At 66.0% G+C, this 14,049-nt stretch carries 14 protein-coding genes; 8 read left to right on the top strand and 6 right to left on the bottom strand.

The window, feature by feature from the left end; all coding sequences use genetic code 11:
- Positions 1-658: 658 nt before the first annotated feature.
- The 3 genes from NU1_RS30720 (at position 659) to NU1_RS30710 (ending at position 3,772) form a co-directional block, all read left to right on the top strand.
- Positions 659-1,024 (top strand): YlcI/YnfO family protein, encoded by a 366-nt coding sequence (locus NU1_RS30720; RefSeq protein ID WP_067526949.1) that lies wholly within the window; start codon positions 659-661, stop codon positions 1,022-1,024.
- 230 nt (positions 1,025-1,254) lie between these two features.
- Positions 1,255-2,808, top strand: coding sequence for a succinic semialdehyde dehydrogenase (locus tag NU1_RS30715; protein WP_067526948.1), 1,554 nt, complete (start codon positions 1,255-1,257; stop codon positions 2,806-2,808).
- Positions 2,809-2,965: 157 nt separating this feature from the next.
- Entirely contained in the window at positions 2,966-3,772 is an 807-nt protein-coding gene (locus tag NU1_RS30710) for a class I SAM-dependent methyltransferase (RefSeq protein WP_067526947.1), read from the top strand.
- Between the two features lie 50 nt (positions 3,773-3,822).
- On the opposite strand, the gene NU1_RS30705 is transcribed toward NU1_RS30710, so the two are convergent.
- The 3 genes from NU1_RS30705 to NU1_RS30695 form a co-directional block, all read right to left on the bottom strand.
- Positions 3,823-4,230: a DUF779 domain-containing protein gene (locus NU1_RS30705; protein ID WP_067526946.1), complete on the bottom strand. Its 408-nt coding sequence runs from the start codon at positions 4,228-4,230 to the stop codon at positions 3,823-3,825.
- Positions 4,230-5,747, bottom strand: a complete 1,518-nt coding sequence (exaC, locus tag NU1_RS30700; protein ID WP_067526945.1) for an acetaldehyde dehydrogenase ExaC — start codon at positions 5,745-5,747, stop codon at positions 4,230-4,232. The genes NU1_RS30705 and exaC overlap by 1 nt, the downstream gene beginning before the upstream one ends.
- Before the next feature lie 82 nt (positions 5,748-5,829).
- Positions 5,830-7,047 (bottom strand): transcriptional regulator, encoded by a 1,218-nt coding sequence (locus NU1_RS30695; RefSeq protein ID WP_067526944.1) that lies wholly within the window; start codon positions 7,045-7,047, stop codon positions 5,830-5,832.
- A 170-nt stretch (positions 7,048-7,217) separates the two neighbouring features.
- Here NU1_RS30695 and NU1_RS30690 point away from each other — a divergent pair, with 170 nt between their 5' ends.
- The 3 genes from NU1_RS30690 to NU1_RS30680 are packed head-to-tail and all read left to right on the top strand — an operon-like array spanning position 7,218 to position 10,013.
- On the top strand, positions 7,218-8,078 hold the full coding sequence (locus tag NU1_RS30690) for a TIGR03621 family F420-dependent LLM class oxidoreductase (RefSeq protein WP_067526943.1): 861 nt from the start codon (positions 7,218-7,220) through the stop codon (positions 8,076-8,078).
- A 45-nt stretch (positions 8,079-8,123) separates the two neighbouring features.
- Positions 8,124-9,134, top strand: coding sequence for a DUF2332 domain-containing protein (locus NU1_RS30685; protein ID WP_067526942.1), 1,011 nt, complete (start codon positions 8,124-8,126; stop codon positions 9,132-9,134).
- Positions 9,135-9,179: 45 nt separating this feature from the next.
- Positions 9,180-10,013, top strand: coding sequence for a class I SAM-dependent methyltransferase (locus tag NU1_RS30680; RefSeq protein WP_067526941.1), 834 nt, complete (start codon positions 9,180-9,182; stop codon positions 10,011-10,013).
- Here the strand turns inward: NU1_RS30680 and NU1_RS30675 are convergent.
- Entirely contained in the window at positions 9,995-11,101 is a 1,107-nt protein-coding gene (locus tag NU1_RS30675) for a hypothetical protein (RefSeq protein ID WP_157553260.1), read from the bottom strand. The two genes, NU1_RS30680 and NU1_RS30675, sit on opposite strands and share 19 nt — an antisense overlap.
- Positions 11,102-11,165: 64 nt before the next feature.
- Here NU1_RS30675 and NU1_RS30670 point away from each other — a divergent pair, with 64 nt between their 5' ends.
- Together NU1_RS30670 and NU1_RS30665 are read left to right on the top strand one after the other, a co-directional pair.
- Positions 11,166-11,819: a hypothetical protein gene (locus NU1_RS30670; protein ID WP_245720388.1), complete on the top strand. Its 654-nt coding sequence runs from the start codon at positions 11,166-11,168 to the stop codon at positions 11,817-11,819.
- 7 nt (positions 11,820-11,826) lie between these two features.
- Positions 11,827-12,462 (top strand): hypothetical protein, encoded by a 636-nt coding sequence (locus NU1_RS30665; RefSeq protein WP_067526939.1) that lies wholly within the window; start codon positions 11,827-11,829, stop codon positions 12,460-12,462.
- Here the strand turns inward: NU1_RS30665 and NU1_RS30660 are convergent.
- Together NU1_RS30660 and NU1_RS30655 are read right to left on the bottom strand one after the other, a co-directional pair.
- Entirely contained in the window at positions 12,459-12,893 is a 435-nt protein-coding gene (locus NU1_RS30660; RefSeq protein ID WP_067526974.1) for a nuclear transport factor 2 family protein, read from the bottom strand. The two genes, NU1_RS30665 and NU1_RS30660, sit on opposite strands and share 4 nt — an antisense overlap.
- A gap of 194 nt (positions 12,894-13,087) precedes the next feature.
- The gene (locus tag NU1_RS30655; protein ID WP_067526938.1) at positions 13,088-14,023 is read right to left on the bottom strand and encodes a phosphatidylinositol mannoside acyltransferase; all 936 of its coding nucleotides are present in this window, start codon (positions 14,021-14,023) and stop codon (positions 13,088-13,090) included.
- Between the last annotated feature and the right edge of the window lie 26 nt (positions 14,024-14,049).

Genomic DNA, 14,049 nt, shown 5'->3' with positions numbered 1-14,049 from the left:
CGCTCATCATGTGCCTACCTCGATGTCAGACGCCTGAGCAGGTGCGATGGCTTCCTACGGATCATCGGGCCCGCCCGACCCGAGCGAATTGAGCATCCGTCGAGCTCGCCGTGGCGACCAGCGCGCGGAGCGCGAACTACTCCATCGCCTCGATAGCCTCCAGCGGGGCGATCCCGGCGCGGCCTGGCACGCGGTGACTTGACCGCGCTACACCAGCGCGGTGGCGCGCCCGGGGCTCAACCTACGTTGAAGGGCCCGCGCGGTGGGGGTCCCCGCCGTCGCAGGGGCCAGCAGCCTCGGGCATACCGGACACCGAGCTACGATGGTAGTCTCATAGAGCTTAAGAGTAGTCTCGACCTGTGGCTATCAGATTGTACTTCGCACTTGCCCAGATGATGGCAAACGTCGGATTCGATCTCACGCCGGAGCAGGTCATGGAGCTGATGCGCCGATGGCTGGCCGGACAGCGGCAGGCTTGGGGCGAGCCCGCCCATGACCCCGACACCGGATGGCTGGTGTACCAGTTGTGGATGCGTACCGACGAAGGGCAGCCCGTTCAGGTGACTGGACGTATTGCCCCCGCCGGATTTCTACATCATCGACGTCCGTCCGTTGACCGCCACCGAGACCGCCGAACTGACCCAGTGGGAGGCCCGCAATGATTGATCACACCACCCACACCGATGACGTCACTCCCGAGGAGATGGCGCAGATCGTGGCACGTCCCCAGCGCGGCAACGCACCTGCGCCAGCGGTTCCCGACGCCGAGACCACCGCCGAAGACCGCATGAAGGCGCGGTCGGTGAAACTGCCCCAGGAGCTGGACTCGCGGGTCGAGGTCCGCGCTGCGGGACTCGGCATGAGCAAGAGCGCCTACTTCAGGTGGCTGGCCGAGAAGGACCTGAAGAACGCCTACAGCGACGAGCCGGAAATGGTGTCACTGGAGCAGGCACGCGAGATCGCGATCCGCGCAGTGGACGAGGCATTGGCGCGGTTGTCGCACCGGCCCGGCCACGCCGCGTGAAAACCGCACCTTAGCGCCGAATTCCGACCGGAGCCGTTCGGTTCTACATCGACCTTGACGGGTACACCCATCCAGCGGTGTATAACGCGGAGGCGCTCGAGGATCTCGAACCCGCCAAAGTTGGAACAAAACTGGAATCCATCGCCTCATGAGAAGCAGCCGAGCCCGTGACGTCAGGAAATGCGCTAACTTAGGTGTACCGAGGAGTTACCCGTAAGTAGGAGGCGACGATGCCCGTGCCCGAAGCCGCAGTATTCGAACGTTTGCGGACGTTCGCGGCGGTGGACAATATCGGAGAGCATGAGACCCGGTCGATAACCGAGGTGTTCACCGGTACGCCGCTGGGCTCGGTTCCGGTCGGCACCGCCGCCGATGTCGCCACCGCGGTGGCGAAAGCCCGGGCCGCGCAGGTCGAATGGGCGGTGCGGACGCCGAAGGAGCGGGCCGAGGTATTCGAGCGATACCGGGCGCTCATCGTGGAGAACCGCGAGTACCTGATGGATATCGTGCAGGCCGAGACCGGTAAGGCGCGGTGGGCGGCTCAGGAAGAGATTATGGGGCTGATCTTCGCGGCCCGGTACTTCTCCCGTATCGCACCGGAAACCCTTGCCCCGCACAGCGTGCCGGGTGCATTCCCGATCCTCAATCGCACGCAGGTGCGCACCCAGCCCAAGGGTGTCGTCGGCGTGATCGCACCGTGGAACTACCCGATGCTGCTGTCGGTCGGCGACTCGATTCCCGCCTTGCTGGCCGGGAACGCGGTCGTGGTGAAACCCGACTCTCAGACGCCGTACTCGTCGCTGGCCAATGCCGAGCTCATGTACCGCGCCGGACTGCCGCGCGACCTGTTCGCAGTGGTGACGGGACCAGGCACCGTGGTCGGCACCGCCATTGTGGACAGCTGTGACTACCTCATGTTCACCGGTTCCTCGGAGACCGGACGCACCCTCGCCGCCCAGTGCGGTCGCCGGTTGATCGGCTTCTCCGCCGAACTCGGCGGCAAGAACCCGATGATCGTCACCCGGGGCGCACATCTGGACAAGGCCGCCAAAGCGGCTGTGCGCGCGTGTTTCTCGAATGCCGGACAGCTGTGCATCTCCATCGAGCGCATCTACGTCGACCGCGCCATCGCCCCCGAATTCACCGAGAAGTTCGTGGCGGCGGTCAAGAACGCCAAACTCGGTGCCGCCTACGACTATTCGCAGGATATCGGCAGCCTCATCTCGCCCGCCCAGCTGGAGACGGTGCAGAAGCATGTCGCCGACGCCACCTCCAAGGGCGCGAAGGTCCTCGCGGGCGGCAATGCCCGCCCGGACCTCGGACCGCTCTTCTTCGAACCCACCGTCCTCGCCGAGGTCACCGATGCCATGGAGTGCGGCCGCAACGAAACCTTCGGCCCCCTGGTGTCCATCTACCCGGTCGATACGGTCGAGGAAGCCATCAGCCTCGCCAATGACACCGAGTACGGCCTGAACGCCAGCGTCTGGGCCGATACCAAGGCCGCGGGCGAGCGGATCGCCGAGCGCCTGCACGCCGGAACCGTCTGTGTCGATGAGGGTTACGCTCCTGCCTGGGGTAGCACCGGTGCGCCGATGGGCGGCATGGGCATCTCGGGTGTCGGCCGCCGTCATGGCCCCGACGGGTTGCTGAAGTTCACCGAACCCCAGACCGTGGTCGTGACCCGGTTCCTGAATCTCGATCCGCCGCCGTTCGTTCCGCAGGACAAGTGGCAGCCGTTCCTGATGGGTGTGGCGCGGGCGATCCGGTTCCTCCCGGGCCGCTGACACCACCTGCCCACAACGCCGTCACCACCATTCACGGTGGTGACGGCGTCGCCATACGGACACCCGGCGGGTCGGAATCACGCGGTCGGCGACCGGCCCATTCCCGCCCGTACCGCGCGACGACCCACCGTAGGCTGGGGCGGTCGAAAGGATACTCATGACCAATCCGCTTGCCGCGCCTGATCCTTGGGACGTCGTCGCCGAGGGATACGACGATCTCACAGCCGAGATGATGTTGCCGTTCGCGCAGATCGCGCTCGACTCCGCCGAACCGAAATCCGACGCGCGGGTGCTGGATGTCGCGGCCGGACCCGGAACACTGACACTGCCCGCCGCCGCGCGGGTAGCGCGGGTGGATGCCGTCGACTTCTCGCCGTCGATGATCGAGCGGCTGCGCGGACACGTCCGAGACGCCGGGCTCGGCAATGTCGAGGCGCAGGTCGGCGACGGACAGCGGCTGCCGTTCCCCGACAACGAGTTCGATACCGCCTTCTCGATGTTCGGGCTCATGTTCTTTCCCGATCGCGCGGCCGGGTTCTCGGAACTGTTCCGGGTATTGAAGCCGGGCGGCGGCGCGGTGGTGTCGAGCTGGGCTCCGATTTCGGAATCGGAGTTCATGACGCTCATGTTCGGTGCGTTCCGGGCGGCGAATCCGGATATTCCCCAGCCGCAGGCGAATCTGCTCAGCCTGGAGAACCCCGAGGTATTTGTCAGTGAGCTGCGGGCCGCCGGATTCCACGAGGTGACGGTGCAACCCCACACCGTCTCCAAAGCCTACGACAGCGCCGAAGCGCTCTGGGACAGATACTCTCGCGGCAGCGCGCAGGTCCACCTGATGCGCCGCAACTGCGATGCGGACACCTGGAAGCGGCGCGAACAGCTGATGATCGACTATCTGAACGCGAATTACCGTCCGGGCCAGGCGCTCTCGACGACCGCCTGGCTCGGCTCCGGCCGCAAATAGCAGGTGACAGGTAACGCGGCCGGCCCGGAGAAACCGGCCGCGCCACCCTCTCATCCGGTCAGATCCGCGCCACGCCGCGGTTTAGGGGCCGCCTCCAGAACCTGCGTCTCGGCGTCGGTGAACAATCTCGACCGAATGATGAATCGGACCCCCTCGGGGGCTTCCAGGGAAAAACCGCTACCGCGGCCGGGCACCACGTCCACCGTCAGATGGGTGTGCCGCCAGTATTCGAACTGGTCGGCGCTCATCCAGAACGGGGTGTCCGGGAAGACGCGGCCGAGAAGGACATCGGCCGCGCCCACCCGAAACTCGCCCAGCGGGTAGCACATCGGCGAGCTGCCATCGCAGCAGCCACCGGATTGATGGAACATGACCGGACCGTTCCGGGCGATCAGACCTTGCAGTATGTCGGCCGCCGCCTCGGTGATCTCTACTCGGGACACCGAACCCGCTCGCATCAGAAGAATCCGAGCTTCTTCGGGGAGTAGCTCACCAGCAGGTTCTTGGTCTGCTGGTAGTGATCCAGCATCATCTTGTGGTTCTCGCGGCCGATACCGGACTTCTTGTACCCGCCGAACGCGGCGTGCGCGGGGTAGGCGTGGTAGCAGTTGGTCCACACCCGGCCTGCCTTGATGGCGCGACCCATTCGGTAGGCGGAGTTGCCGTCGCGCGTCCATACGCCCGCGCCGAGGCCGTACAGCGTGTCATTGGCGATGGTGATGGCCTCGGCCTCGGAGTCGAACGTCGTCACCGAGACAACGGGTCCGAAGATCTCCTCCTGGAAGATGCGCATATCGTTGCGGCCCTCGAAGATGGTCGGCTCGACGTAGAAGCCGTTCGGCAGGCCCTCGACCTTGCGAACGTCGCCGCCGGTGAGCACCTTTGCGCCCTCCTGCCGACCGATATCGATATAGGACAGGATCTTCTCGTACTGGTCGTTGCTGGCCTGTGCGCCGATCATCACCGTGTCGTCCAAGGGATTTCCGCCCTTGATGGCCCTGGTGCGCTCCACACAGCGCGCCATGAACTCGTCGTAGATGGACGAGTGCACCAGCGCGCGCGACGGGCAGGTGCACACCTCGCCCTGGTTGAGCGCGAACATGACGAAGCCCTCGATCGCCTTGTCCAGGTAGTCGTCATCGGCGGCGGTGACGTCGGACAGGAAGATATTGGGGCTCTTACCACCCAGCTCCAGGGTGACCGGAATGATGTTCTCGCTGGCGTACTGCATGATCAGGCGGCCGGTGGTGGTCTCACCGGTGAACGCCACCTTGGCCACGCGTGGGCTGGACGCCAGGGGTTTACCGGCTTCGACCCCGAAACCGTTGACCACATTGACAACTCCCGGCGGCAGCAGGTCGGCGATCAACTCGATCACCAGCAGCAGCGATACCGGCGTCTGCTCGGCGGGCTTGATGACGACACAGTTGCCCGCGGCCAGCGCCGGAGCCAACTTCCAGGTCGCCATGAGGATAGGGAAGTTCCACGGAATGATCTGTCCGATCACACCGAGGGGCTCCTGGAAGTGGTAGGCGATGGTGTCGCCGTCGATTTCGGAGATCGAACCCTCCTGTGCCCGAGCGGCTCCCGCGAAATAGCGGAAGTGGTCCACGGCCAGGGGCAGATCGGCGGCGAGGGTTTCGCGGACCGGTTTACCGTTCTCCCAGGTCTCGGCGACCGCCAGCATTTCGAGGTTGGTCTCGATCCGGTCGGCGATCCTATTGAGAATATTGGCGCGTTCGGTGACCGACGTGGCACCCCACGCATCGGCGGCTCGATGCGCGGCCTCCAGTGCCATATCGATATCGGGGGCGGTGGAACGTGCCACCTCACAGAACACTTCACCGTCCACGGGGGACGGATTCTCGAAATAACGGCCCTCGATGGGGGCCTTCCACTCGCCGCCGATGAAGTTGTCGTAGCGGCGGGCGAAGGTGACTATGCTGCCGTCGTTGCCGGGTTTGGCGTAGATCATGGCGCGGGGTCTCCTCGCGTTTTCTCCGGATTGTTCGGGCTCACTATGGACCGGTGAGGTTGGCGCAGGGTTGGTGCGGCCGCTAGCTGGTCAGCGTGCTGTGTAGACGTGCTGTGACCAGCGCGCGGCGGGGATCGCCGGGTGGCAGCAATCGCAGTGCGTGCTCGTGGATCTCGATATCGTCGGGCCGATGTCGGCCGTAGACGAAGGCATGTTCGGGATGTCTGCCCGACAGCACCGCGGTGCGCAGGACGACGTCGATGTACTCCCGCCACTGCACGATGCCGGGGGTGTCCGAATCGGGTAGCAGGGGGCCGCGGTAGAGGCGCAGCGCGGCGGTTGTATCACCCGCCTCGATAGCGGCGAGCAGATCCACGGCGTCGCAGGCGATGGGGCGGGTCAGCATATAGCGCCGGTCGGCGATACCGCCGTCGGTGGCGCGACGCAGGTGTGAGACATCGGCTTTCAGCGTGGAGGGTGATATCGGGCGGTCACCGTAGACGGCGTCGCGCAGGCGTTCGGGGGTGAAGCCCTCGGGTTCCAGGGCGAGCAGGGTGAGGATCTCCATCTGCCGCGGCCGTACGGGGACGGCGCTGCCCGCGCGCAAGAGCCGGGTCGTGCCCAGGCATTCCAGTCGAATGGCCGGGCCGGTGCGCGGGGCGTCGGCGCGGAGGCGAGATTCGATGGCGTCCACCAACGCTCGCACCGTGGACATGGCCAGGGGGTTGGCGCGGTCCCAATACGACGACAGGTCCAGGAGGCCGACCTGCCGCCCGTCCGGGCCGTGAATGGGCGCGCAGTAGCAGACCCAGGAGTGCAGCGCCTCGATCAGATGTTCCGCCGAGAACACGGTGCTGGGGCGCCCGGTGTGCAGGGCCAGCGCCACCGCATTGGTGCCCATTCCGTATTCGTCCCACTGTCCGCCCGGCGCGAAGTTCACCTGTTCGGCGCGCAATCGCACCGAACGCGATCCCGACGACCACAGCAGTACACCGTCCGCATCGGTGATCCCGGTGATGAACCCGGCATCGTCGGCGATACTGCGTAGCTGTCCCGCCATGGCCAGCACGGGTTCTCGCAGCGGGGAACGCGACCAGCGGGAACCGAGATCCTCGCGGTCGGTGGCCGGGGCGACCGCACGGGACAGATCGACCGTGCCGCGCGCCCGCCGCCAGGACTGGGCCACCTCATTGCGCAGCAGGGTATTTCGCCCGATCGGGGCGCCGGGTACGGTCGCCAACCGCGCCCAAACCTTCTCCAGTTCGGTCCGCTGCTCTGTGAGAGTGTGCACCTGTGTCATGCGCAGACTCCAAGTCATCGGTTCGGCTTGTGAGCACCCCATCATGGTCCTCGAGGGTGGGCCGTGGCACTGCTTCGATGCAGTGAAGGCACTAGATGTCAGATCCGTTTCGAACGCGGTCGGTTCGCTCTGACGGGATTGTCGCGAAAGCGACTGGTAGACAGAAAACTATGACCAAGCCATTCCGCTTCGGCGTGAATTTGACCGCGCCGGGTTCCAGGACCGCATGGGTCACCAAATGCCGCCGAGCCGAGGAGCTCGGGTACGACGTGGTCGCGGTGCCGGATCATCTGGGGCTGTCCGCGCCCTTCCCGGCGCTCATGCTGGCCGGTGAAGTGACCGAACGAGTCCGGCTCAACACCTTCGTTCTGAATACGCCGTTCTACAATCCGGTGCTCCTCGCTCGCGACATCGCCGGACTGGACTCGCTCACCGACGGGCGGGTCGAATTGGGGCTCGGGGCCGGGTACGTGGGGGCCGAATTCGAGGCGGCGGGGATGCCTTTCCCGAGTGCTGGAAAGCGGGTCGACCACCTCGAGGAAACTGTTACGACATTGCGGAAGCTGTTCGCCGACCCCGAGTATCAGCCCCAACCCGCCCAGCCCGGCGGCCCACCGCTGCTCATCGCGGGATGGGGTGATCGAGTGTTGCGCCTCGCCGCCGAGCAGGCCGACGTCGTTGCCTTCACCGGCGGCGGGAGGCCGATCCTGGCCGACGCGGCAGGGGTGGCACAGAAGACCGATTACGTACGTGGCCTACTCGGCAACCGATCGGTTGAATTCAACCTCCTGATCCAGCAACTCGCCGCCCCCGAGCAAAGAAGCGAGCTCGCCGCGGCGCTGGCCCCACACCTGCAGTCCGGCAGCGACGCGGTGATCGAGGATATTCCGACACTCCTGGTCGGCACCCCGACGCAAATGGCGGAGACGCTGCGCGAGCGCCGAGAGCAGTACGGATTCTCCTATATCACTGTGCTGGAACCGAATCTGGAGAAGTTCGCCCCCGTCCTCGAACTGCTGGCCGGACAGTAGCCGTCCCGTTCGGCGCGGCATGAGGAACAGTCGTTGGAGGTTGCCTTGGACACGGCAGACCGCTATGCGAGATTCGCCGAGTTCGAAGCACGTGGTCACTCGCCCTGCTATGAGCAGTGGTGCCGTGGAATCGCCGGGGACGCAGAACTTCTCGCGCTGATCGATGAGCTGCCGCGCGCGAAGCGACAGCCGAACCTGGTGCTCGGCGCGGCTCGTCATCTAGGTGTTGAGCCCTCGGAATTCGCGGAGTTCAAGCGGTGGCTGCTCAGGCACTGGGACGGTGTCGCCGCCGTCGCGGGTTCGCGCGCCACACAGACCAACGAAGCGGGTCGGACCGCCGTACTGCTCCCGCTACTGGCCGCACTGCCGGGGCCGCTGTCGTTGATCGAGATCGGCGCGTCGGCCGGGTTGTGCCTGTATCCCGATCGCTTCAGCTACCGATACGACGGCGCGGTGTCGATCGACCCGGACGATGGGGCTTCACCGGTCGTCCTGCCATGCGTCACCGCCGGTAATCCGCCCCTGCCGCAACGGCTTCCCACCGTGGTCCACCGGGCGGGCGTGGACGTGAACCCCCTCGATATCAATGATCCTGAGGACATCCGCTGGCTCGAATCCCTGGTCTGGCCCGAACAGACCCACCGTCTCCAACGGCTCCGATCAGTCGTCGATATAGCTCGTACCGATCCACCTCACCTCAGTCGCGGGAATCTGGTCGACGCGGTGCCCGACCTGGTCCGTGCCGCGCCCGCCGACACCTCGGTCGTCGTATTCGGTAGCGCCGTCCTGGGTTACCTCGACCGGGCGGCGCGCACCATCTTCGAGCAGCGGGTTCACGCGCTGCCGTGCCATTGGATCTCCAACGAGGCCGTCGGGGTCGTCGAATCCGTGGTGGGGCGACTGCCCAAGGCCGTCACCGCTAGTCGCGCCGACTTCGTCCTCACCATGGACGGTGAACCGGTGGCCTATGCGGGGCCGCACGGGCAGTCGCTGGATTGGTTCGCCGGGTCGGTCCGTGAAGCCGCCTATCCGTCGAGAACAGATGGGTCCGAATAGCGTGGTTCGTGATGTGGTCCGGGTTGTGGCGGCGACAATCGGGCGGTGACCGAATTTCGGCTGTCGCCCGAGCGGCGTAATGCGTTGTCTGGATTATTGGGCGACGAACAGGAGTTTCGGGCCGCGTATCCGGCGGTGGCGGACTATCTCGATACCGCAGCGCGGCTGCCGGGCAGTGGGGATGCGGCGGGGGAGCAGGCGTTCGATCTGCGGCTGCTGCACTTCATGACCGGCGGGGAGAGTGCGGACCCCTACTGGGACATCGTGGCTCCGGCGGTGGGCGCACGGTCCGATGGGCGGCGGGTGGTGGGTGTCGGCGGCGGGAGCGCTCGATTGGCGTTCGCGCAGACCGTCTTGCAGGCGGCGTACTCCTATGCGGTGCCCGCACCGGAGACCGTGGCATGGATCGCGGACGGGTGTGCGGGACGTCGGGTGCTCGAAATCGGTGCGGGGCGCGGATATTGGGCGCATCAGCTCGCGGAGCGCGGAGTGGAGGTCATCGCATTCGACCGGGAGCCTCCGGACGGGCGGCAGAATATTTGGTTTCCGGAGGGGGCGGGACAGCGAACGACATGGCATCGGGTGGGGGACCTCGATGAGCTCGGCGATCTGAGCCCGGAGCACTGGGCAGCGAGCGTGCTGTTCCTGTGCTGGCCGCCGGGGTGGGACAACCCGATGGCCTCGCAGTCCTTGGCGGCGTATCGGCGAGCCGGGGGTGACCGGGTGATCTATGTCGGGGAGCCGCGCGGCGGGAAGACGGGGGATGCGGCGTTCTTCGCGGCATTGGCCGCAGAATGGGAAGTCGTCGAGGAAGATTCGAAGTTTGTCTCGTGGTGGAATCTGAATGATTCGGCGTGGTGCTATCGCTGGGCCGGATGACTGTCGGCCGCCACCGGCTGCCCCGCCACCTGCCCTACGACACGGGTAGGCAGCAGGAGCGCGCTCACCAACCAGGCCAGCAGCGCCGCCACCACCGGTGCGCCGGTCCACAATTCCACGACCTCCGGCAGTCGGCCCACCGAACTGGAGGCGACGCCGATATAGAGCGACCAGGTGAACAGCGCCGCTAACAGAGCGAACAGTTGGTACGCGCCACGGCGGACCGCGGTCGGGCGAAGCCATTGCGCCAGTACGTCCACGCCCAGCGCGGCGCACACGAAAGCGATGAGGATACTGAGGTTTTCGCCCGCCATCTGCGCACCCGAGAGAACGATCGACGGCAGCATCACCAGCAGGGCCGCGCCGAAAGGTAAGCGCCACTGCCGAGCCGCGTAGAGCAGCGGAGTCAGCAGGATGAGATTGCTGATGACCATGGCGGCGGCGAGCCGGTGTACGTGCGGGCCTTGGTCGAGAGAGAACGAGTACACGATCGCCTCGGCGCGGAAGTCCAGGGCGTTGCCGTACTGGAGGAACAGCAGCACCAGCGCCGCGGCCATACCGCAGGCCAGCAGGGCGGGCCACAGATTGCGCAGCGTCGGCGGTAGGTCGCCCCGGGCCAGAGCCGAACGCACGGGTGCGGTGACAATGATCAGCATGGCAGCAACCAGGCCGAGATGGCTTGGGCTGAAGAGAATATCGATGGAATCCTCGATACCGAACACCGAATGCCAGGACCAGTCCGCCAGACCCGAGATCGCGAAGACCGGGATGGCCACGAAGGCGGCACGGTAGCCGTTCGGGACCACGGCGGATTCGCGCACCCCCGCCCGGAGATTGCGCCACACCAGATACAGCACCCAGCACGAGGTGGCGAGAAAGCCGGTGTAGAAGACGCCGTGCCACGGGGTGAAGAAGGATTCCAGCTCGGGCACATTCGAATGCGCCCAGGCATCCAGGATGAGTCCACCGACCAGCCATGCGGACAGCGCCGCCGTGACAGCGTCGTCGCGGGGCGCGGTGACCGGACCGGGTCGGCGTGGATTACCCACCGCCGCACGGATTCTCGCACCGAAAGTCTGCGTACTCATCGCCTCACGGTACGCGGCGGGTCCGGGCGCGAGCGACTGAATCGGCAGTACTCCGCGCGGCCCCTTGACCACCGGTGTTTGGCTGCCGCCCGACGAGGCATTACCTGACCAATATGACCGGCTCGACGAGGAGGTTCAGGTGTCGGGTGAAGTCTTGACCATTGTGATCGTGCTGATAGTGCTGGCTGTACTGATTGTGGCGGCGCTCGCGCTGCGACCGATGTGGCGCAGCCGCAGACTACGCAGGAAGTTCGGGCCGGAATACGACCGGACCGTGCAGGAGTCCGACGACCGCCGGAGCGCGGAACGCGAACTCGCCGAACGTGAACGCAGGCACCAGGAATTACAGCTGCGGGATCTGTCGGATCAGGAGAGGCAGCGCTACGAGATGGAATGGGCGCGCGTACAGGAACAGTTCATCGATGACCCGCCGCAGGCGCTCGGTGCGGCCGACCGGCTGGTGCTCGCCATCATGTCCGACCGCGGTTACCCGACCCAGAACTACCAGCAGCAGGTTGCCGACCTGTCCGTGGAACACGCTGAGCCGGTGGGCCATTACCGCACCGCTCACGACATCGCCGACCGCGCCGCGGGCGGCAGCGCCTCCACCGAGGATATGCGCACCGCCATAGTGCACTACCGCGAACTGTTCCAGGACCTTCTGGTGGGCGCGGGACACCATTCCACCCACAACAGCCATTCCACCCGCAAGGATTGAGGTAGCCATGAGACTCGGATCCGATCGCAACAAGAAGAACGCAGTGCCCGCTGATGATTCCAACGCCCGCGAAGCGACCACGCAATCGGCCGCCGACGACGAACGCCTCGGAACGCGCACCGGGAACGAAGCACACACCGCCACCGATCAGCCGCGGTCCAGCGTCGACACACCGGTGGCCGGAGTCGACACACCCGCGGGCAATCGCACCGACGATCGCGCGGTCCGCGAAACCCAGCGCACCGAACGACACGGCGTGGTCGACGAGACCACCGCGAACCCCGCAGCCACCGTGGGTGATTCAGTTGCCCCCGGCCGCGATTCGACCGGCCCCCGCACCCAGGAACCGCCTCGCACCGAGGCCACCGCAGGAGCACTGATCGCCGACGCCGACATCGAACGTTTCCGTATTCAGTGGCGTGAGGTCCAGGGCCTGTTCGTCGACAGTCCCCAGGATGCGGTGACCCGCGCCGACGAACTGGTCGACGGAGCCATTCGACAGCTCACCGAGGTCTACGCCCACCGCAAGCATGATCTCGAAAGCCGTTGGTCGGAAGGTGGTTCCGCCGATACCGAGGATCTGCGCCAGGCCTTGCGCGGTTATCGTGCCTTCTTCGACCAGTTGCTGTCCACCGGCCGTTAGCTCGGCGCCGCCACGAACATATAGCTCTTCTCCTCGACGCGCCGCTGGATCCACCAGCGGCCGTCGTCGCGTCGGAAGGTATCGAGATACCAGAGACCACACAGCATGAGCTGATCCTTACCCTCGCCGCCGGGGACCACCATCGGGTTGTGGCACATGGTCCGGGCGGTCGCGGTATCGCCGTCCACACTGATGGACGAATTGCTGACCAGGTGTTGGAAGGCCAGGAAGTTCGGCATCACATCGGAGAGGAATTTCTTCGTCGCCGCCAGATCGCCCGCGGGCCCGCCCATGGCCGTGTAGTCGATATACGCGTCGGCGGTGAAGATCTCATCGAGCTGATCCCATTGCCGGCTGTCTACCGCATACGAGTACCGGACCATGAGGTCCTGGATTTCCAGCCGGTCCGAGATTTCCTGTAGGGACAGCATGATGCCTCCGTGGTGCGGTGGTGCGGGTGGCGTCATGCTGCCACCGAATGGCCTGCCGTGAACACGGATTCGCTCCCGCTCAGCGGGAATCACCGGTCAGCCGGTCGACCAGCGGCTCACCCATGACCGCGGCCGGGGTGGCGATACCGGGTCATCTCCGTCAGACGGTCGGTGTCCAGGGCCAGGGGTAAGGGTCAATCGGTTGTTTCGCGCACCTCGCGGCCCGTCCGGCGAGCTTCCATGAGCGCTAGTCGATCCTCGGAAAGGTCCGCGGTCCACAAGGGTTGGAGCATGTGCCAGTCGGCGGGGTGCGCGGCGATATTCGCGGCGAAGCGGTCCGCGAGAGCCTGGGTGGCCCGCTCCACGCCGCCGGAGGTGTCGACGGGTGGGTCGATCGAGAAGCCCCAGCCGTCGGGAGTGAACCAGCAGTGGACGGGAAGCAGCGGGGCGCCCGTCTCGATGGCGAGGCGTGCGGGACCGGCGGGCATCTGGGTCTGTTCGCCGAAGAAGGTGACCGGCACGCCGTTCCCGGATAGATCGCGCTCACCGAGCAGACCGATCAGGCGTCCCGCGCGCAGCCGGTCGACGAGCAGCGCGAACGGCGGGGTCGCACCGCCCGACAGCGGAATGAGTTCGAATCCCAGCCCCTCACGGAACCGCACGAAGCGCCGATACAGCGATTCGGGGCGCAGTCGTTCGGCCACCACGGTCGGCGGCCCGATCCGTTGCACCACCCACACACCCGCCAGATCCCAGTTCCCGCTGTGCGGCAATGCCAGAATCACGCCCCGCCCGGCGCGCATGCCGGCGTGGACATGTTCGATGCCCGTGGCCGACTCCTCGATCTCGTGTGCCAGCGCCACCGGATCCATCCCCGGCAGCCGAAACGCCTCGCGCCAGTAGCGCGCGTACGAGCGCAGACTGGCGCGTACCAACTCGTCGGGCACCTCCGTCGCGGGCACGCCGATCACCCGAGCCAGATTGCGCCGCAACTGTTCCGGTCCGCCATTCCTGGCGGCGCGGTCAGCCACGGTATCGAACAACCACACCGCCGATCGCTGCGGCAGCGCGCGCACCAGCCGCCAGCCCGCCGCATACCCGAGATCCCACGCACGATCGATGAACCGCATACCGCGATTGTGTCCGAGCCGGAGGC

The organism is Nocardia uniformis NBRC 13702, assembly GCF_001613345.1.
Classification (GTDB): Bacteria; Actinomycetota; Actinomycetes; order Mycobacteriales; family Mycobacteriaceae; genus Nocardia; species Nocardia uniformis.
The sequence above is the reverse complement of the archived record's forward strand: the minus strand, read 5'-3'. Positions and strand labels throughout refer to the sequence as shown.